General features: G+C 61.0%; 17 protein-coding genes and 1 pseudogene. 11 read left to right on the top strand and 7 right to left on the bottom strand.

Annotation, left to right across the window (positions count from 1 at the left end):
- Positions 1–894: glycoside hydrolase family 2 protein (locus tag VF629_RS03195; protein ID WP_331057006.1), on the bottom strand; the 894-nt coding region annotated here is incomplete at its 3' end.
- A 220-nt stretch (positions 895–1,114) separates the two neighbouring features.
- Here VF629_RS03195 and VF629_RS03190 point away from each other — a divergent pair.
- The 6 genes from VF629_RS03190 to VF629_RS03165 all read left to right on the top strand — a co-directional run bounded on the left by VF629_RS03190 (position 1,115) and on the right by VF629_RS03165 (position 7,328).
- Positions 1,115–1,780, top strand: a complete 666-nt coding sequence (locus VF629_RS03190) for a DinB family protein (protein WP_331057005.1) — start codon at positions 1,115–1,117, stop codon at positions 1,778–1,780.
- 383 nt (positions 1,781–2,163) lie between these two features.
- Positions 2,164–3,345: a poly(R)-hydroxyalkanoic acid synthase subunit PhaE gene (locus tag VF629_RS03185; RefSeq protein WP_331057004.1), complete on the top strand. Its 1,182-nt coding sequence runs from the start codon at positions 2,164–2,166 to the stop codon at positions 3,343–3,345.
- Entirely contained in the window at positions 3,342–4,400 is a 1,059-nt protein-coding gene (gene phaC / locus VF629_RS03180) for a class III poly(R)-hydroxyalkanoic acid synthase subunit PhaC (protein WP_331057003.1), read from the top strand. Before VF629_RS03185 ends, phaC begins: the two co-directional genes overlap by 4 nt.
- Positions 4,400–5,356 carry an alpha/beta fold hydrolase gene (locus VF629_RS03175; protein ID WP_331057002.1) on the top strand — a complete coding sequence of 319 codons (957 nt, stop codon included), beginning with the start codon at positions 4,400–4,402 and terminating at the stop codon, positions 5,354–5,356. The genes phaC and VF629_RS03175 overlap by 1 nt, the downstream gene beginning before the upstream one ends.
- A 20-nt stretch (positions 5,357–5,376) precedes the next feature.
- Positions 5,377–6,123 (top strand): acetoacetyl-CoA reductase, encoded by a 747-nt coding sequence (phbB, locus tag VF629_RS03170; protein ID WP_331057001.1) that lies wholly within the window; start codon positions 5,377–5,379, stop codon positions 6,121–6,123.
- A 116-nt stretch (positions 6,124–6,239) separates the two neighbouring features.
- On the top strand, positions 6,240–7,328 hold the full coding sequence (locus tag VF629_RS03165; RefSeq protein WP_331057000.1) for an SDR family oxidoreductase: 1,089 nt from the start codon (positions 6,240–6,242) through the stop codon (positions 7,326–7,328).
- Positions 7,329–7,384: 56 nt separating this feature from the next.
- On the opposite strand, the gene VF629_RS03160 is transcribed toward VF629_RS03165, so the two are convergent.
- Positions 7,385–8,746 carry a glycoside hydrolase family 88 protein gene (locus VF629_RS03160; protein WP_331056999.1) on the bottom strand — a complete coding sequence of 454 codons (1,362 nt, stop codon included), beginning with the start codon at positions 8,744–8,746 and terminating at the stop codon, positions 7,385–7,387.
- 420 nt (positions 8,747–9,166) lie between these two features.
- On the opposite strand from VF629_RS03160, the gene VF629_RS03155 reads away from it, so the two are divergent.
- From VF629_RS03155 to VF629_RS03140, 4 genes are all read left to right on the top strand, one after another.
- Positions 9,167–9,544, top strand: a complete 378-nt coding sequence (locus VF629_RS03155; RefSeq protein ID WP_331056998.1) for an SPW repeat domain-containing protein — start codon at positions 9,167–9,169, stop codon at positions 9,542–9,544.
- A gap of 155 nt (positions 9,545–9,699) precedes the next feature.
- Positions 9,700–10,167: a hypothetical protein gene (locus tag VF629_RS03150; RefSeq protein ID WP_331056997.1), complete on the top strand. Its 468-nt coding sequence runs from the start codon at positions 9,700–9,702 to the stop codon at positions 10,165–10,167.
- 78 nt (positions 10,168–10,245) lie between these two features.
- The gene (locus VF629_RS03145; RefSeq protein ID WP_331056996.1) at positions 10,246–11,055 is read left to right on the top strand and encodes a hypothetical protein; all 810 of its coding nucleotides are present in this window, start codon (positions 10,246–10,248) and stop codon (positions 11,053–11,055) included.
- A gap of 385 nt (positions 11,056–11,440) precedes the next feature.
- Positions 11,441–13,168, top strand: a complete 1,728-nt coding sequence (locus VF629_RS03140) for a M28 family metallopeptidase (protein ID WP_331056995.1) — start codon at positions 11,441–11,443, stop codon at positions 13,166–13,168.
- A gap of 52 nt (positions 13,169–13,220) precedes the next feature.
- On the opposite strand, the gene VF629_RS03135 is transcribed toward VF629_RS03140, so the two are convergent.
- On the bottom strand, positions 13,221–14,318 hold the full coding sequence (locus VF629_RS03135; RefSeq protein ID WP_331056994.1) for a DNA polymerase beta superfamily protein: 1,098 nt from the start codon (positions 14,316–14,318) through the stop codon (positions 13,221–13,223).
- Between the two features lie 104 nt (positions 14,319–14,422).
- Positions 14,423–15,184, bottom strand: a complete 762-nt coding sequence (locus tag VF629_RS03130) for a nucleotidyltransferase domain-containing protein (protein ID WP_331056993.1) — start codon at positions 15,182–15,184, stop codon at positions 14,423–14,425.
- Between the two features lie 257 nt (positions 15,185–15,441).
- Between VF629_RS03130 and VF629_RS03125 the strand changes: the two genes are divergently transcribed.
- Positions 15,442–16,788 (top strand): hypothetical protein, encoded by a 1,347-nt coding sequence (locus VF629_RS03125; protein ID WP_331056992.1) that lies wholly within the window; start codon positions 15,442–15,444, stop codon positions 16,786–16,788.
- Between the two features lie 32 nt (positions 16,789–16,820).
- On the opposite strand, the gene VF629_RS03120 is transcribed toward VF629_RS03125, so the two are convergent.
- The 3 genes and pseudogenes from VF629_RS03120 to VF629_RS03110 form a co-directional block, all read right to left on the bottom strand.
- Positions 16,821–17,876, bottom strand: a complete 1,056-nt coding sequence (locus tag VF629_RS03120; RefSeq protein ID WP_331056991.1) for an arabinan endo-1,5-alpha-L-arabinosidase — start codon at positions 17,874–17,876, stop codon at positions 16,821–16,823.
- A gap of 215 nt (positions 17,877–18,091) precedes the next feature.
- Complete coding sequence (locus tag VF629_RS03115) at positions 18,092–18,880, bottom strand: NIPSNAP family protein (RefSeq protein WP_331056990.1); 789 nt, start codon at positions 18,878–18,880, stop codon at positions 18,092–18,094.
- A gap of 55 nt (positions 18,881–18,935) precedes the next feature.
- Positions 18,936–20,248: pseudogene (locus VF629_RS03110) on the bottom strand (polynucleotide kinase-phosphatase); the annotation flags it as partial.

Raw genomic sequence — 20,248 nt, 5'->3', positions numbered from 1 at the left:
GCGCAGCTCCACCGTGCGGAAGCCCAGGGTTTCCGTCAGGGTGTGGAGCGTGGTGGTCCCGTCCTTGAGCGTCACTTCTACCCGGTAGAGGTTGGGGAATTCCGGCGACCACAGCGCCGGGTTCGCCACCTGGCCGGTGAGCTGCACCTGCGTGCTGCCCGGCGCCACGGTGGCCGTGATGGGGGCCCCTACCGGCTGCCCGGCGCGGGTTTTCACCTGGGCCTGCACAGTGGTGGCCGTCCGGGCGTTGCCCAGGTAGGCATCCAGCCGCAACGACCCGTCCGCCTTGGCGTCGAGGGCAATGCGCTCGAGGTACTGCTCCGGGTACGCTTCCAAAAACACCGGCCGGTAAATGCCGCCAAACACCCAGAAGTCGGCGGTGCGCTCCGCGTCGTTCACCGTGGCATTGGTCGAAACCTTGTGCACCGTCACCTCCAGCAGGTTTTTCTGGCCCACTTTGAGCAGGGGGGTGATGTCGTAGCGAAACCGGTAAAACGAGCCTTGGTGAATGGGGCCAGCCAGTTGGCCGTTCACTTTCACCTCCGTGTCGGTCATGGAACCGTCGAATACGATGAAAATGTGTTTTTGCTTCCAGGCCGCCGGCACCGAAAACGTGCGCCGGTACAAGCCCGCTTCCTCCGGGTCTTCTTTCGCAAAGCCGTAGCTATAGGTGCCAAAGCCCTGCAATTCCCAGTTCGACGGCACGCCAATTTTGGTCCATTTGCCGCTGTTGCGGCCGCGGGTACACTGAAAATCCCACTTCACGGGGTCGTCCTTGCCCAATCCGGAGAGGTACTGAACCTGCGTCGATTGGGCGAAGGCTGGGCTGAAACCCAAGCAGAGCCACGCCAGCAGCGTGAGAAAAGGGCGCAGATGCAAAAACGATTTAGCCACAGGTAAATGCTTGTTGGTTGTTTTAAAATTTGTTCTCAAACCCGAAGTTCGTTGCCTCACTCTAACAGTTCCGAGCCACTGCCGATACAGCAAAGCAAGTCTCAAATAGCGGCTAAACCACATCTGGTCCGCTGAATTTTATAGCTGAACTAACAGCAATTCCTCGAAAGTACTTCTGGTTCAGCTTGTTTAGTTGGGTAGCGGCGGGTAACTAGTCCTTATGAAAAAGACAGGTTTTCCCGTCGGCCGCCGACGTTTTTTGCAGCGGGCGGGCGCTATTGCTGCCGGTGTAGCCAGTGCGAGCCTGATGCCCTCGGTGGGTTGCAGCATGAGTGCGCCGCCGCAGGGGCCCAACATTCTGGGGCCGCGGGAGGGGTATTCGCCTCACGTCGGCGCCATGGTTTCCATGCTGGAGTGGATGCGGAACGTGGTGCTGGGCTCGGTGCAAGGGCTAACCGTGGCCCAGCTGGACTACCTGCACGACGCCCGGGCCAACACCATCGGGGGCCTGCTGCTGCACCTGGCCGCCACCGAGCGCTACTACCAGCTGCACACCTTTGAAGGCAAGAAATGGGGCAGCTGGGACGCGTCAATAAAACGGCAATGGGACGCCGCTATGGACTTAGGCAAGCGCGCTCGAAAGACCATCAAAGGCCGCCCCCTGCCCTACTACCTGGAGGCCCTGGCCGCCGTGCGCCAAACCACCCTGCAAGAACTGCGCAAGCGCAACGATGATTGGTTGATGGCCGTCGACAACGCGTGGTCGTGGGGCCCGACCAATAATTACTGCAAGTGGTTTCACGTGTGCGAACACGAATCCAACCACAACGGGCAAATCAAATGGGTAAAAAACCGCCTGCCCGGGGCAACGGTAAACGACCATTAAACGGGAATTTTTTTACCTGTCCTGACCGGGAAGCCGCCGCCGGCGCCACTGCTTGATGCACTGCTCCAAAGGCGCCGGCAAGCACGCCGTAGCGCTGGGCGTGGAAGGACCAATGGTTGGTAGCATAGGCGGCCGTGCCTCGCTACAACAAATCCGAGGCATTTACGGAGGGCTCCCCTACCGTTTAATACCGGTTGCTGCGTAGTTCCAACGCAGTGGATTACGGGCTTTCCGGGATTAAATGAGTATAAACATCTACTCTAAGGCCCGTAAAAACAGACCGTTACCCCTTGTTTGCAATGGTTGAGGCTGGAATTTTGGCACTGTCAAAATCCACCTCGATGCCAGGCGCTTACGGGTCTATTTACCTAACCCATCCACTCATGGAACAGACCGCAACGGTTTTTGACACCTGGTACAACGCCACCACCAAGCTGGTGAACGATTGGCGCGAAATGACCGAAAAGCTCACCAACGAGCAAAAAAACAGCTGGGACGACGCTACCAAGATGCAACAGCACTGGATGCAGTCCTTCCAGGCAATGATGCAGAACATGCAGGCGCCGTTCATGCCGGGCGGCGGTGCGGTCAACCTGTTCGGCCACAGCGGCTTGCGCGATGCATTCACCAACATGCTCAAAAGCTCGGACATCTACACCCGGCTGATGCAGCTGTGGCAGCCGGTGCTGAGTGCCATGCAGAACAACAGCTTCCAGCCCCAGGAATTCTGGAAGCTGATTGACCAGCAGGGCTTCAAGGCCTTTGTCGACAAGCTGTTTGGGTTCGATGCCGTGACGCCGGCCCGGGCGTTTATGGACCAGAGCCTGCAAGGGCTGAAACTGTGGGGCGACGCCTTCTCGGAAGCCAGCAAAAGCTTCGGGCCGATGATGGGCAACGGCCTGCCGTTTTTCAACGCCATGAGCCAGCTCAACCCGCAGAGCCTCCTGTCGTGGTACGGTGAAATGATGAAGACGGCCCAGCGCAGCGTTGCCCCGTTTGTGGGCTCCACCAGCACGGGCACCATGCCCTCGGCGCAGTCGGTGGTGGAGCTGATGCAGCAGTGGGGCAATTACATGGCCAAGCTCAACCAGCTGCAGGGGCTGTTTTACCAGCACAGCGTGGCCGCCTGGGAAAAGGTGATGCGCGCCACTACCGAGCGCGCCCAGGCCGGCAACCCGCCCACCGATTTCAACCAATTTTACAACGAATGGTCGGCCATCAACGAGCAGGAATTCACCGCGCTGTTCAACACCGAAGAGTACGCGGCCTTGCAAGGCGAGCTCATCAAGCTGAATTCGGAGCTGAACAAGGCCTACGAGCGGCAAATGGAGGTGCTGCTTCAGCCCTACCCGGTGGTGTTACGCTCGCAGCTGGACGAAGTATACAAAGTGAACCACGAATTGCGCGGCCGCATCAACGACCTGGAGCGCATCGTGAGTGAGATGCAAAACGCCCGGCCGGAAAACAACGAACCGGCGGCGGCTCCGGCCCAGCCAGCAGCCCCCGCGCCCGAAGCCGCTCAGAGCAGCGACGCCGGCACTGCAGGCAGAAAGGGCAAGTCATGAATTGGCTTTCCCCGCAAAGCGTGGTAGACGAGCTGGCGGCCACCACCGCCAAACTGGCCCGGGGCTTCGAAGCCCTCCGGCAGCTTGACGAGCTGGAAGTGGGCACGGCGCCCAAGCAGCTGGTCTGGAAAAAGGACAAGATTGCGCTGTACCGCTACGTGCGCGCCACGCCGGCCACCGTGCGCACGCCGGTGCTGCTGGTGTATGCCCAGGTGAACCGGCACGCGATGATGGACATTCAGGAGGACCGCAGCTTTATCCGCAATCTGCAGGCGGCGGGGCTCGATTTGTACCTCATCGACTGGGGCTACCCGGCGGCCGAGGACAAGTACTTCACCATGCACGAGTACATCAACGGCTATTTGCACGATGCGGTGGGCGTGGTGGAGCGCGAAACCGGCCACCGGGGCCTCACGCTGATGGGCATTTGCCAGGGCGGCACGTTCAGCGTCATCTACGCGGCGCTGCACCCCGAAAAGGTAAAGAATCTGGTGACGCTGGTGACGCCCATCGACTTTGCGACGCCGCGCGACATGCTGGCCACCTGGGCCCGGCACCTCGACGTGGACGCGCTGGTAGACAACGGCGGCAACGTGCCCGGCGAGCTGCTCAACGCGGGCTTTGCGCAGCTCAAGCCCATGCTCAAAACCAACAAGTACGTCAACATCCTGAACGCCGTCGACAAGCCCGCCCAGCTGCTCAACTTCCTGCGCATGGAGCACTGGATTGCCGACAGCCCCAACCAGGCCGGCGAGTGCTTCCGGCAGTTTATCAAGGACTTATACCAGGCCAATAAGCTGGTGAAAGGCGAGTTCCAGCTCGGCGGCCAGTCCGTCGACTTGCGGCGCATCACCATGCCGCTGCTCAACATTTACGCGGCCGAAGACCACCTCGTGCCGCCCGAAGCTTCCATCCCCCTCAACGACCTGGTGGGCAGCGCCGACAAGTGCCTCACCAAGTTTGCCGGGGGCCACATCGGCGTGTTCGTGGGCTCCCGGTCGCAGACCGAGCTGGCCCCCGGCATTGCCCACTGGTTACACGAAAGAGACTCCTGATGTATAATCTTCTCAACGCTTGGAAAGCCCTCTGGCACCCCAGCCAGTGGGCCCACTCCGGCATGCCGACCACCGAAAAGGACCCCGGCGACCGGGTGCCTTACCCGTATTCCGTCCATAAAATCCAGCTGAGCGAGGCCCTCGAAATTGCTTACGTCGACGAAGGCGACCGCGCCGCCGACGTGCTGCTGCTGGTGCACGGCATGGGCAGCGGCATCCCGTCGTGGCACAAGAACATTGACGCGTTCAAAAAGCACTTCCGCTGCCTGGCGCTCGATTTGCCCGGCCACGGCTACTCCACCAAGGCCGATTTCCCTTACACCATCCGCTTTTATGCCGACACGGTGCTGGCTTTCCTTGACCGGCTGGGCATCGAACGGGCCACGCTGGTGGGCCATTCCATGGGGGGCCAAACGGCCATTGTGGCGGCCCTGAAAGCCCCGCAGCGCGTGGAGCGGCTGGTGCTGGTGTCGCCGGCCGGCATCGAGCCCTACACGTCGCTGGAAAAGCAGCTGCTCATCAACATGGCGAGCGGCATCGTTGGCAGCGGCAACGCCTTTACCCACAATCAGATGAACGTCATGATTGGCTTCTGCAACAGGCAGCAGGAAGCCGGGGACTTACTCAAGCGGCTCGCCTTCTTCAAGAACGACGCCGCGGTGTTTGGAAAAACCATGCTTCGCTCGGTGGAAGGCATGCTGCTGGAATCGGTGAACCACGTCCTGACCGAAGTCAGGCAGCCGGCCCTGCTGGTGGTTGGGGCCGACGACAAAGTGAGCCCCTACCAATACCTGAGGGGCCAGGAATACGCCGAACTGGTGGCGCGCGAGGCCGTGAAGCTGCCCCGCGGCAAACTGGTGGTGGTGCCGCGCTGCGGCCATTTTGTGCAGTACCAGCGGCCCGAAGCTTTCAACAAAGGAGTATTGGAGTTTTTGAAACAGAAAGAATTGGCGTGAGCCACCACAATAGCAAGCTCATGAAAAGAGAGACCGGAAGAGTTGCCCTGATTACGGGAAGTACGGGGGGCATTGGCACGGCGCTGTGCAAGCGGCTGCACGAGGAAGGCTGCCGGGTGGTGGGCAATTTCCGCTGCCCCGACAAGGCCCAGGCGCTGCAGCACGCGCTGGAGGAACTGGGCTGCGAGATTGACGTGCGGCAGGGCGACGTGGCCGACTTTGATTCGGTGGGCCGCATGGTGCAAGCCATTGAAGGCGAAATTGGGCCCATCGACATCCTCATCAACAACGCCGGCATTGCGCGGGACGTCCGCTTCAGCAAGATGACGAAAGCCGACTGGGACGCGGTGATGAACACCAACCTGGACGGCGTCTTCAACTGCACGCGGCACGTCATCAACGGCATGATGGAGCGGAAGTACGGCCGCATCATCAACATTTCGTCCATCAACGGGCAAAAGGGGCAGTTCGGCCAAACCAACTACTCGGCCGCCAAAGCCGGCGTGCACGGATTCACCAAATCCCTGGCGTTGGAAGTGGCCAAATACGGCGTCACGGTGAACACCGTTTCGCCCGGCTACATCGGCACCGAGATGGTGATGGCCGTGCCAGAGAACATTCGCGAGCAGATTGTGGCCCAAATTCCCGTGGGCCGCATGGGCTACATCGACGAAGTGGCCGAAGCGGTTTCCTACCTCGTGTCCGACAAGTCCGGCTTCATTACCGGCTCCAACCTGAGCATCAACGGCGGCCAGCATATGTACTAGCGGCCCGCGCTGCAACGCGCCCACGCTGGCAGTGCCACCTAGTCAAACTCTTTGAATTACAAACTGTAAGACAGCGCATTGCTGCAGTTATTCTCCACCTTCTCCCACTAAACCCCATGAAACAAGTTCAATCCCAAGTAGTAGTTGTGACGGGCGCTTCCAGCGGCATCGGCCGTGCCACGGCTTTGGCCTTTGCCGAGCGCGGCGACGCCGTGGTGGTAGCCGCCCGCGACGCCCAGGCTTTGCAGGAGCTGGCCCACGAATGCGAGCAGGCCGGCGGCCAGGCCCTGCCCGTGGCCGCGGACGTCGCCGTTGAAGACGACGTGAACGAGCTCGCCCGTCGCGCCGTCGAATCCTTCGGCCGCATCGACGTGTGGGTCAACAATGCCTCGGTCAACACGTTGGGCCGCCTCGAAGACATTCCGACCGCCGACATTCGGCGCCTGCTTGAAGTCAACGTGATGGGAAACATCTTGGGCGCGCGGGCCGTGCTGCCCCATTTTAAGGCCCAAGGGCGGGGCGTCCTCATCAATGTGGCCTCCATGGTTGCCACCACGGGCCAGCCGTATTCCGTGCCTTATAGCGTGAGCAAATTTGGCATTCGCGGCCTGAGCCTGAGCCTGGCGCAGGAGCTGGCCGACCAGCCCGACATCCACGTGTGCACGGTGCTGCCCGCCGTTATCGACACGCCCCTGTTTAGCCACGCCGCTAACTACATGGGCCGGGCCGCGCAGCCCCCCAAGCCCATTGTGCGCGCCGAAGAAGTGGCCGCAGCCATCGTCGGCCTGGTAGAGCACCCGAAGAAGGAAGTAATGGTCGGCAACATGGGCCGCCTCAACCGGGCTATGCGCGTCCTGATGCCGAACATGTTCGACAAGCAGTTCCGGAAGATGATTGAAAACCAGCATTTCCAGGACAAGCCCGCCGACCCCACCCCTGGCAACCTGTACGAGCCTGACCGCAACCGCACCACCATTAGCGGCGGCTGGAAAGAACAGCCAGACGGCAAACCCACTGCCTCAGCACTTAAGCGCACCGGCCAGATTGCGGCCGTTGGGGCCGGCCTTGCCGCGGCATACATGCTAGCCTCTGCCTTGCGCAATGGGAAAAAGCAACCTTCCGCCCCTGCCCCGGCACCGGAAGAAACCAGCGCGCCGGAAGCCGGGGACCTGGTGATAGTGGAAGTGGTGGATGTCGTCGTGTAGCTCGACGGCAAATCACTAGTGCTTGGTAATGAGAATTTCAGCTCGCTATTGCCGAACTATTTCAGAGTCTGCACCGAACTGTCGTTGATGCCATACGGGTGCTGCTTGAGCAGCTGCGTAATTTCGGCGCCGGCCAGCAGCACGGGGCCGTAGCCGTGGGCGGCGTACACGTTCACGGGGCGGTAATAGTAGAATGCCGGGTCGAAGCCCATGCCGGTGCCCACGCAGGTGCCTTCCACTTGGCCCTGGGCGTTGACTTTGGTGCTCACGGCGTTCCAGGCCAGCAGGGCCATGGGGCCGTAGACTTTGGCGTCGAGCCAGCCTTGGTTCACGGCGTGGGCAATGGAGTAGACGTAGATGGCCGTGGCCGAGGTTTCGAGGTAGGAGTCGTTGCGGTCGAGCAGCTGGTGCCAGAAGCCGGTGCCGTGCTGCCGGTCGGCGAGGCCGCGGGCGTGGACGCGCAGCAGCTCCAGCACCGCGGGGCGGCCGGGGTGGTCGGCGGGCAGCACGTCGAGCAGCTCGACTTTGGTGAGGATGGCCCAGCCATTGGCGCGGGCCCAGTGGAATTCGGGGTGCTCGGCCATGTCCTGCACCCAGCCGTGCATGTACAGGCCCTTTTGCTTATCGAACATGCGCGGGGCAAACTGCGTGACTTGCTTCACGGCTTCATCGTAGTAGCGGCGCTCGCCGGTGAGCTTGCCCATCTGGGCAATGGCCGGGACGCTCATAAACAGGTCGTCGAGCCAGAGGGTATTGGGCTGCGGGCGGTTGCGGGCCAGGGTGCCGTCGGGTAGGCGGAACTCCTTAGTCATGATGTAGCTCATGAAATTGTCAATCATCGGCCGCAGGTTGGCTTTGGGGTCCAGGCGCTGCGTTTTTATCATGGCCGCGCAAATGGCGCCGGCGTCGTCCAGGGCGTGGGGCTGCATCACCGAGCGCACGGGGGTGGGCGCCTCGGGGTGAGCGGTTTGGTAGGCGCGGTAGTAGGGCACCAGCTCGCCCAGAAACTTGAGGCGGCTGGCGGTGTAGGCGGCGTATTTGGGGTCGCCGGTGGTTTCGGAGGCGCGCAGCATGCCGGCGTAGGTCACGCCCCACTCGTAGCTGGTGAGGCGGAAGTCGCCGGGCTTGATGATGGCGTCGGCGTTGAATTTCTTGCGGTCGGTGATGGCCGCGTTGGTCTTTTTGTCAACCAGCTCGGCCGGCGTAGCGGCGTTGAGGTAGGCGTACACGCGGTCGAGCACCTGCTTCACGTCTTCGGCTTTCACTTGGCCATACGGCACCGGGTAATCGGGCTTGAGCAAATGCAGCGGCGTGGTGGTGTCGTTGGTTTTGGCGGGGGTTTGGGCCAGCAGCGGCGTGGCGGCCAGCAGCAGGGCCGGCAGCAGGACTTTTTTGCTAATGGGAAGGAGGCAGCGCATGGGTGGGCAAGAAAGAAGTCGAAGAGAGTTAGCGGCCGGGGCTTATTCAGCAGCTCATTACCCAGGGCATTAGGGTAATCGAGCATGAAAGTATTGCCCCCGGCAGGCCGAGCCTACCTGTGCCTACCTGCGCCCTTCGCACGATGCATCGGCCAGCCAGGCCCGCTTAAAAATTGACGCGACGCTGCCGCGAACAAGTGCCTGGTGGGCGTCCCACTACCGGTTGAGAACAGAGTGCAAGAGGCTTGGGGGCGCTGCAGTAGCCAGTGCTTCCGAGCTCCTAACCGGCGGCAGCAGCAAAAGCCAAATTTACCTAATAAGCTAATCCATAGCATCAGTAAAAGTAAGCCGGGCTATATCTCGGGCCCGATTCGGCCCGTAATTCCTCCTAACTCCGGCCCCCTTCCACCCACTACTACCATGAAGATTATCTCACCCGCTCTGCACGGCATCATCGACTACGTGATGTCCGGCGTTTTCCTGGCCCTGCCGTTTGCGTTTGCTTTCACCGATGAATTCGCTTGGGTGTGCTATGCACTGGGCGCAGGGTATTTGGTGGTGGCGCTGCTCACCAACATGCCGTTTGGCTTTTTCAAGTGGATACCGTTTCGCGTGCACGGCGGGGTTGAGCTGGTGAGCGCGCTGATGTTTATCGCCTCGCCGTGGCTATTTGGTTTTGCGCAGAGTGCCACGGCCCGCAACTTATTCATTGGGCTGGGCGTGGCTTTTCTGCTGGTGTACGCCCTCACCGACTGGCGGGCGCAACGGGCCCCTTCGCCCGAGGTGGAACTGGGCTAATCCCGCCCACCGCCGGCTTGCCCAAACGGCCCTGCCTTGCCCTACCGCTTTACGGCTAGCGTGCTGAGGCCGTGAGGTTTTCATAAATTTCACGGCCACATTCGGCAATTTTCTAGCCTCCTCCGTATCAGGACTTTCAACCGTACCTGACACCGATGAAGCGCTACAGCTACCTCCTCCCCTTTGCCTTGCTGCTGGGCTGCGCCAGCACCGACCAACCCGCCGCCGACGCCCCGGTTTCGACCCGCGCCCTCGACGTCAACCGGGCGTTTGACGTGCCGGCTTTGATTGGGCTCAACGCCGACGAGATTGCGCGGCCGTTGGTGAGCCAGTCTATCCGGCCCGACCACGACAAAACGCCTCGCGACCTGCCCAGCGGCAGCACGGAAGCCAACTATACCTACTGGCGCGACACCACGGCCCTGATGGTGAGCTACGACCCCGCCACCTTGCGCGTCAACAGCTTCTTCATCAAAACCAAGCACGGCCTCACTTCGGATTATACCTCCCTGCTGAAGGTGGCCAACGTGAGCCAATACGACAAACGGCTGACCATTGAGCCCGTGGCTTCGGTGAACAGCCCGCAGCTGTATACCGGCGTGAAGCTGGTGCCCCGGCAATAACCCCCGCCATGGCGGCCCCGCGCCGCCTGTATATTTGGCCGCGTCTACGCGGCCTGGCGTAGCCATTGCCCGATTGCCTTGAATACCGCTCGTTTCTGCTGCTTCCTGCTTGTTTTCGCCAGCTCGTGCTCCCCGGATAAGCCCGCCGGGAAGCGCCCGCCGGCCGCGGCAGCCCCGCGCGAAGCCGCCGCCCCGCCCGCCGCGCCGGCCGACACGCTGGCGACCTACACCTGGGGTTCGGAGTCGGACATGTGCCAATTCACTGGCCGCTACAACCCGCGCCGGTATTCAAAGGCGCAGCTAGACAACGTGCACCGGCTGATGCTGTCCGGCAGCACCATGGTGTTCACCTCCAACGCCACCGTGCACCGTCCCGCCGACCTGGCCCGCTTGAGCTTGGACACGCTGAGGGCGCAGTACGAGCGCGGCATCAAGCGCATTCGCAGCATGCGGGTGGTGCCACAGCCCACCTGGGTCCGGTTGAAAAAACAGGCCATCCAGGAGATTGAGGACGATTACCAGGCGCACAAATTATACATCGAGGCGTTTCGCAACCCGGCCGTTTTGCTCAGCAAGTCGCCCGAAAATTGCAAAAAATACATCCAAGGCTTGGCGACCCAAAATGACAGCCTCACGCTGAGCAACTGGCGGGATTTTGTGAAGGAGCAAGGCCAGCTCACCGGCAGTTCGGAGCCGTACGCTTCGCGGGGCAATGCGGAAGCGGACCTGTCGGAGCAGTTGCTGCACGCGAAGATTGATTTGCTCACGTATGGCTGGTTCAATTGCGTGAACACCACCATCCGCCGGGTGCAGCGCAACCAGGAACTCGACGAGCAGTTCAACCGGCTATTCACCAACGTGCAAGCCGATTGCGAGGACGTGGATTAAGGAATTGCCCCTGTTTCTAGCGACTGTTGACGCTTTGGCCGCTCATCAACGACCCACGATTCAGCACCAACCCAAAAAACGATGAGCCCGAAAAAACAACGTCCTGCTGAGCTTGTCGAAGCATCTTGACTGAACTGCCTGTCCTGCTGAGCGCGGCGAAGCATCTCGCTCACACCCGAACGACTCGTTGGAACGTGAGAAGGTCCTTCGCAAGCTCAGGATGACGGGTGGCGTGGTAGAAGTGCTGCGGCAAAATCAGCAGGACGTTCACTTTATTTTTCGGACAGGCTCTTGGAATTATGCCGGCGCGAGCTGCGGGCGTTCACGAATGTCAAGTACCTTGAGCCCATTAATTACCCCGTTTCGACGGTCAGCTTGCTTATTCATGTCTTTCCTTACGCCTTTGCGCTCCTGTGCCTCGCCGTGGCTCCCGGCTGGGCTTTTGGCCCTGTTCCTCACGGGCTGCCAATCGAAGAATACTTCCGAAACCACCGCCACAACGGGCAACACGGCGGCGGCCGACACCACGGGAGCACCCGCGGCGGCTACCAACGCCATTCAGGCCACGGAGTTGGGTACCTACCTCCAGGCCGTGTCGTCGGATGAGATGCAGGGCCGCAAGCCGTTTACGGTGGGCGAAGAGCGCATCACGAACTACCTGGCGGCACAGCTCAAGCAATTGGGCCTGCAGCCGGGGCCCGACGGCAGCTATTTCCAACCGGTGCCCATGGTGGAAATCAGCGTGACGCCGGCCCCGACCATGCAAATTGAAGGCAAGAGCCAGAAGCTGAGCTTGCAGTACAAGACCGATTACGTGGTATTCACGCAGCGCGAGCAGCCCACCGTGGCAGTGACCAACTCGCCGCTGGTGTTTGCCGGCCACGGCGTGGTGGCGCCCGAGTACGGCTGGGACGACTACGCCGGCCTCGACGTGAAGGGCAAAACCGTGGTGGTGCTCGTGAATGACCCCGGCAACGCGGGCCAGGACTCCACGATGTTCAAGGGCAAGGCCATGACCTACTACGGCCGCTGGACCTACAAATACGAGGAAGCCGCCCGCCACGGCGCCGCCGGCATCCTCATCGTGCACGACACCAAGCCCGCCGCCTACCCCTGGAGCGTGGTGCTGAGCGGCGCCGTGGGCCCCAAGCTGCGCCCCCAAACGCCCGACCGCGGCGCCAGCAAGTGCGCCGTGGAAGGCTGGCTGACGCTCGACGCCGCCAAACGCCTCTTCACGGCCGCCGGCCAGAACTACGAGGCGCTGTACGCCGCCGCCAACCAGCGCGGCTTCCGGCCCCGCGCTCTGGGCCTGAGCATGAGCACCAGCCTGCAAAACAAGCTGCGCCGCCAAACCTCCAAAAACGTGCTGGCCGTGCTGCCCGGCACCACCCGCGCCGGCGAATACATCATCTACTCGGCCCACTGGGACCATTTTGGCGTGGGCAAAGCCATTGCCGGCGACTCCATCTACAACGGCGCCGTGGACGACGGCACCGGCCTGGCCGCCCTGCTCAGCATCGCCAAAGCCTACCAAACGGCCAAGGAAAAGCCCGCCCGCAGCATCGTGTTCCTGGCCGTGACCGGCGAAGAGCAGGGCCTGCTGGGCTCGGCCTACTACGCCCAGCACCCGCCGTTTCCGCTGGCCAAAACCGTGGCCGACCTCAACATGGACATGCTCTGGCCCTACGGCCGCATGAAGGACCTCACCGTCATCGGCTACGGGCAGTCGGAGCTGGAGGACTACGCCCGCATGGCCGCCAAGGAGCAAGGCCGGTACGTCCTCCCCGACCAAACGCCCGAAACCGGCATGTTCTACCGCTCCGACCACTTCAATTTTGCCCACGTGGGCGTGCCCTCGCTCTACGCCAGCGGCGGCTTCGAACACCGCACCCAAGGCAAGGCCTACATCGCCGAAAAGCGCCAGAACTACACCACCAACATGTACCACAAGCCCGCCGACCAGCTGGACCCCACCTGGGACCTCAGCGGCATCGCCGAAGATGCCCAGCTCTACTTCCGCGTCGGCCAGCGCCTGGCCAGCGAAACCACGTTTCCGAAGTGGCGCGAAGGGTCGGAGTTTAAAGGCGCGCGGAATAAGATGGTTGGGAAATAGACGAATAAACCTAAGTCAATTAGTTAAAGGCTTCAAGCCTGTGTCCTGCTAATTATTCCGAAGCTAATTTTTCTGTCTGCGCTGCTTTGTAGAAAGCGTGTCGTACTTGTATTAACAATTGCTCGGCGAATTCTTTATTAGGTGCTTCGGGCAGCGGCGACGCGGCAAATGCAGCTTCTACCTGACTTACTAATTGTTCCGCCTCGGTTACGAGGGCTTCGTATTCAAATTCGCCGCGCCGAATTTGCAATAGAAACTCCCGGTTAGGTCGTCGCACATTTAATTGCCCGTGTTCGGCTATTTCGTGGGCCATTTGCAGCAGTCGGAACACGTGCAGCATGTTTTTAGCATCGTAATTTTTGCCGTGCTGCACCGTGTTTTTGTACCGTTCGGCGTTGCGCTTTTCAACCCATTCCCAGTACTCGCGAAATACCCGGCAATACGTGCTGTAGCCATTGCGATTGAAGGATAAATACGCTATTGGCACCTCCCCTTTTGGCACGGCCGACAGCAGCACATCCTGCGACGTTTCGGGGTCCCGGATAAGGCCACGATAGCCACAGTTGCGCTCCGGCGTTGCATCTACAAACAAGGCATATAAGTCGGTGAGATGGGGCACATTGACCAAACCACATTGCTCGGCAGCATACCCATGCCGGCTGAGCCAAGCATCCACCGGCTGGGCGCCCGCGCCGGCCGTCACGTAGCAGAAATCAAGCACCGATTTGCGGGCTGGCGGCTCAGGATGATTGATTTTCTTATTCAATCCCTTCGCCTTGCGAATTTGGGCTACCGCATATTCAGCAAAGCTTTGGCGGCAGAGCTTGGAGAGGAAATCCTTGGCTTGAAACTGCTCAAAAAGTGAATGTTTATAAACGATACAGTCGCTCGGTGTGCCTAATAATTCCAGCACCGTGGGATTGTTCTTTAACAGTAATTCGACAAAACGGCGCAGTTCATAAAACACTTCGTCATTGGTTTCATTGGCCACCTGCGGCACGTAGTCGAGGCCAAAAAAATGGGCTTCTGGCAGAATGAAAACGCCCTTCAAATCGGTGTCAGAATGCGGCAGATTGGTGCCATAAGCCCGGCTCCCGCTGATGGCTTCAAAGAGAATAAGGTTGTGGCGGCGCAGCTCAGCAATGGTCATGAACGAATGTAGCGCGGACTTTTAGTCCGCGAACGAAGAGAGGCCACACGAGGCCTGATGCACTGTTGTCCTCAGGAACTGCTCCCGAGGATAATAATCCCGCGCTACACCTCGCCTAACAGTGTCCGAAACAACGCGTCCAGCTCGTTGGCTACACTGCCCGCCCGGGCCACTGGCAAGGCTTCCCGCGCCGCCTGGCCAGCGACGTATTCAGCCTGCAAAAACGCAACCAACGCATCAGGGCGCGGCACGGTGGTCTTCTCGTCGGCCGCAGCTTTACTAGCCAGCAGCTCGGCTACCGTTGCGGCAAGGTGGGGTGGCAGCAGCGCCCCCAACGGGGCAAACTCCATGGGAGGCAGCGTGTGCCGCTCCCGAATCCAGCGGACGGCCAGAGCCGCGCGCAGGGCATAAAACAGGCGTTTTAGCCGGACGGCGTCGGGCAGCAAGTCTTCTTCCACGCCGCGCCGGAGTTGGCCCAGGTAGTGGTGCAGGCCCGCTTTCAGGTTGAAGGCCGCGGGCAAGAGCGGCGCCAGCCGGGCTCGAAAGTCCAAGGCTTCGTGATACACCACTGGCGACTGCAGCCACTCAAAAAGCGAAACATTGGAGCCGCGCAGCAGGCGCAGGGCTTTGCGCAGCTCCCAGCCCGCCAGGTCCAGCTCGTCGTCCACGGGAAAATTGAGCGTGTCCGGTCCTTCGTCCAGCGTCAGGTACCAGGCCGACGGATGGCAGTAGATGAAGCGCACGTCGTAGTCCGAATCGGGCGAGGGGAAGCCCCAGGCCCGGCTGCCCGACTCGCAGGCGTAGAGAACCCGGATGCCGCGCGTGGCTTCGAGTTGGGCCAAGGCGGCTTGGATGCGGGTGAGCATGGGATGAGTCTAAAAATGTCTGGCAAACCGCCACCAATGATGGCGGTCTGCCAGAAAGCGAAAGTAGCATTCGCCGACGCGTCGCGTTACTTTCGTAGCCTCCATCTTTGAAGGCATCGCGGCCGGCTCCGGCAATTCCTGAGCGCAAAGCGGCACCTACTCGACCGGGGCACTGTGGTGACTTACTCCAGTACGGCACACCAAACAACCCTTTACCCGACGCAATAATTGAAACTTTGTTCTGCTATTTAACTCGTATGAATTGCCGCTTTTACTTTTTTGCGTGGCTGGTTGTTTTCGTTGCTGCGCTGCCGGTTCGCGGCCAGTCGGCCAAGGATGAATTAATTAAATTATACGGTGCAGGGCAATTTGACGCCGTCATTGCGCGCGGCGAGCAGGAGCTTAAAGCAGATGGCGAACAGCCCATTACAAACAACATTGTTGGGCGCGCCTACGTCGATAAAAACGAGTTTCAGGCGGCCATTCCCTACCTCACCAAAAGCGCCACGGCGGCCACTGCTCCGCCCGACGTGAAGGCCTGGAGCCACGCCTTGCTGGGCACCTGCCACTACGCCCTGCAGGACCACGCCCGCGCCAAGGCTGCCCTGGAAGCGGCGGTAGCAGCCAACGGCTCCCGCAATGCCTCGGCCTACGCCAGCAAGCGTCTTGGCCTGCTGCGCGCCCAGGAGCTGGCCACCAAGAAGTGGCAAACTCTGGAAACCACGCATTTCCGCTTCCACTTTCAGGCGCCGAAAAACCTAAGTTCGCCGGAAGCCTTCGCGGCCATTCACGAGCAGGCGTATGAAACCAACAACCGCTTTTTCCAGGCCGCGCTGCCGCGCAAGGTTGATTTCTTCGTGTGGGACGACCGCGCCGACGCGCTGCGAGTGACCGGTCAGGATTTGGGGTTCACGGTGCCCGAACTGCTCACCATTCACGTGCTGCGGGGCCAGAACCGGGGCCACGAAATTGCTCATCAGCTGCTGCATTTCGGCCTGCGCCCCATCCAGCAACACCGGCTCATCAGCGAAGGGGTGGCCGTCTGCTTCGACCTAAGCGGCGCCGACCGGCTGCAAACCGCTCGGCAATTTGCGGGCGGTTCCGTGGACGTGTGGAAGATGTGGGAGCAGCCCAACGCCTTCTCCGAAAAGCAATTGTACGCCGTGGGCGGCGCGCTGCTCGCATACCTGCTGACCCACGCGCCCGAAGCTCAGGTGAAGCAGTTGCTTCGTGAGCAAACGCCCCAGCTCGGGCGGCAGCTGTTCGGCCGGCAAGTGGCCGATTTTGAAAAGGAGTTGGCCAATGGCGCCACCACGCCGGGCGCGACTCCGGGCACTAATACTTTCGCGGGGCCGGCAGTATTTCCTGCGCCGGTGAAGGTAGATGCGGCAAAAATTAATGCCGTTGTCGAACGCACCAACAAGGCCGACAAATTCTACAACGTGCTGATTTTACTAAACGGCGTTCCAATTTCGGCGCCGCAAATGAAGCAGCTCGACCCGCAAAAAATGCGCGGCATGAAGGTGCTGGAAAACAAGGAAGAAATGAAGGCCTACACGGAAGTAGACCTGAACGCCCTTGTTTTATTGCTTCAAGCCTATTAATTAGGGCCCGACGCCCCCCGTTTCAAGCCTTATTATTTTCCGAATTTCACCCCCGTTATCACTGGGAATAGCTTGCGGTCGGCAGGGTCGAGCGATGGCCAGCCCTCTTTGTCCACGTACACGGGCTGAATCCGCAATTGCGAGGCGCCCTCGGCGGCGCGGGTGTAGGCGTGGTACACGATAAACGTGGAGTCGCCTTCGGTATAAAAACCGTTGTGGCCGCGGCCGGGCTCCGCCTCGTTGCCGGCCAGCAAGACGGTGTATTTGTTATTGAGCCAGCTTTCGCCGGCTTTGTTTAGGTACGGGCCCGTCACGCTGGCGGCGCGGCCCATTACCACTTGGTAGTTGCTCTCGTTGCCCTTGCAGCAGATGCCGCGCGAGGCAAAGATGTAGTAATACGTTGGGCCTTTCAGGACGAAAACGCCCTCGCCCAGCGCCGGGGTAATGGTGCTCAGGGCCGGGGCGGCGCTCTTGAGCTTGCCGGTTTTGTGGTCCACTTCCACGGCGCGCAGGCCGGCTTTGTAGGAGCCGTAAAACAGCCACGCTTTCTTGTCGGTGTCGACGAAGAGGTTGGGGTCGATGACGTTGACGCCCTGGCCACCGTTTCTGTAACTGATGACCTGGCCTTCATCCACCCATTTGTAGGCGGAGTCGGCGGGGTCGAGGGTGGTGTTGGTGGCGTAGCCGATGCTGGAATTGAAGTTCATCCAGGCCGATACCGAATAGTAAAGGTGGTATTTGCCGTTGCGGTAGCTGATGTCGGGGGCCCAAAGGCTGCCGTCCTGCCCGGGAATGTCCTGCTTGTGCCACGCGGGCAAGGCCGTGGGGGCAAATACGCTGCCGGCATTTTGCCAGTGCACCTTGTCTTTCGACGTTTTGATGGCGACGCCCTTGCCGGTGTGAAAAACGTAGTACGTGTCGCCCTGCTTTATCATGACGGGGTCGTGCACCCGGATGTCGCCCTGCAAGGTTTTGGCCGTTTGGGCCTGGGCCGCAGCCGGGCAAACAGCCAGCGCCCCCCCCCATCCGAGCGCATAAGCCCAGGATTTAGCGGCGTGGTAAACAATAGCGTGAACGGAATTCTGCATCTGAGAGCAAAGTAAGGAGCGGCAACATCTGCGAAAGTAGCAATTGTGGCTGCTCAACTTACCTGTACTCATCTGTTGGCAGCGCACTTCTGGCGTTACTGCCCTGCGGCCACGGCCTCACCCGCCAGCCCCCGCACGCCGAGGACGCCTCGGTGCACCTAGCGCAGAAAATCTCGTGCACAAATCTTGCGCATTGGTCATAGCACAGCCTTTCCTCAAAGCCCCGAATAATCGGTCGGGCGCAGAAAGGTGATGTCGATGTGCGACACGTTGTTCTGGTATTCAGGCAGCGCAGAAAGCTTCTTCCATTCCGGGTCGCTGCCGAAGGCTTTCCAATGGGCATCGCGGGCGGGCATGTTGGCGAAGGAAGTCAGGTACAGCAGGTTCGGCATTTTCGAACCGAAAACAACTTCGCCGTAGAAAACGGCATTAAAGCCCAAGCGGGCAAATAGCTTAACTTCGCCGCCGGCGTTGAACATCTGCACTTTGTTGCGGAATATTTTCTCGCTGGCTCCTTCGTAGCTCCGCAATTCATACACCCGTTCGCTTTTGGGCGCGTCGAGCTTGGGGGCCGCCAAGCCGCTCATCTCCTCGAAGGGCTTGATGAAAACGGTTTCCAGGCGGGTGTAGGCGGGGTTTTTGTGCGCCGCATTCACGTAGGCTCCCCCAGCGGCCAGCAGTTTGGCGGTGGTTTCCTTGCCCACTTTCTCCCACTGGCCGAGCGAAGCATAAGGCGTTAGCACGTAGATGCTTCTGTCGGCCGCCGTGTCGTTGCCAATGGGTTTGAACACGCCAATGGTGGCAATGCCGGCGGCGCGCATTGCCGGCAGGTATTGTCGTTGCAGGAAGCTGTCTATCAACGCTTCCTGTCGGCTGGTTTTGATGTGGTATACCTTGAGTTCCATATAAGCGGGCTTGGCAGCGAAGGCTCTGGCCACCGCGTGCTCCCTTCCCATCCAAATGCTCAGGAGAATTGTAAAAATCAACAGGTGAAGGCGTTTCATGGGTGGAGAAAAAGGATGCTGAATGGATGCCAAGTGGGGTTGCCCTACTGGGTTGCTACAGCCGCGGGTCCACGGCCTCGCTTTCCAGCGCGAGCACACCGAAGACGCACTGATGCACGCGGCGCAGGGGCTGGCCGGCCACGAAGCGTTCGAGGCCCTCGACGCCGAGAGCGAACTCGCGCAGGGCGAGGTTGCGCTTGGCTTTCACGTTGCGCTGGCGGAGGCGGTCGAGGTGGCCGGGCAGCAGGTAATCAGGGCCGTAGATGATGCGCAGGTACTCGCGGCCCCGGCACTTGAGGGCGGGCTGGAGCAGGCCGCCTTTGCCCTGGGGCACGAAATCGTAGGGCTTCACCACCATGCCTTCGCCCCCGGCGGCGGTGAGGTCGGTCCACCACTGGATGGCGGCTTCTACTTCGGCGGGGTCGTGGAGAGGGACGACGCGGTAAGGCGTGGCGCGGAGCAGGCTGGGGTCGGCGAGGGCGAGGGTGCGCAGGGTTTCCATGTGCCAGGCGTGGTCGCGGTCGAAGTACGTCTTGCCTTCGGTGGCTAATAGATGGAAGGGCGCTAGTTTGAGGTCGTCGAGGGAGTGCACGGGCCAGCAGTAGCGGCGGTAGGCGGCGGCGTAGTGGGCGGCGGCCTGGTGGCGTGCTGTCGTGCGGGCCAGCAGGGCTTCGGCACCGTCGAGGTCGCGGGCGGCGGCTTCGGTGAGGGCGGCTTCGACCTGGGGCAGGGCGGCGAGGGCGGCGGCGGCCACGGCGGCGTACTGGTTCTTTACCAGCTCCTGGGCTTTGGCCGACCACGGCAGCAGCTCGGCATCGAGGCAAACCCAGTCGGTGTCAAATTTCTCCCAGAAGCTAGCGGTGCTCAGGGCGTCGCGCAGGCGGGCGAGGAAGGCGGTTTCGAGGGCGGCATCGGTGAAGAAGTTGCGGCCGGTGCGGGTGTAGCACTTGCCGATGCCTTCGCCCACGAGGCCGAGGCGGCGCTGGATGGCGGCTTCGTCGCGGCCCAGCACCACGACCACGCGGCTGCCCATGTGCTTTTCTTCGCACACCACGCGCTCCACGCCGAGGCGCTTGTAGTAGTCGAAGGCCTCGGCGGGGTGTTCGAGCAGGTCGGGCAGGGCCGAGGTTTCGGTGGGCGACATGGTGGGCGGCAGGTACAGCAGCCACTTGGGGTGCAGGGCGAAGCGCGACATCACCTCCAGGGCGGCCACGGCGTTGTCTTCGCGAATGGTGACGCCGCGCATCAGCCGGGTTTCGATGAACTGCTTGCCGGTGACGTCGCGGATGTCGAGCAGGTCGTCGTTTTCGTGCTGGGGGGAAAGTAGCGCGGACTTTCCAGTCCGCGAGTCGGGGGATTCTTCTGGGT

This window comes from Hymenobacter sp. (assembly GCF_036388155.1).
In the GTDB taxonomy this organism is placed as follows: domain Bacteria; phylum Bacteroidota; class Bacteroidia; order Cytophagales; family Hymenobacteraceae; genus Hymenobacter.
This window is presented reverse-complemented; position numbering and strand designations above follow the sequence as displayed.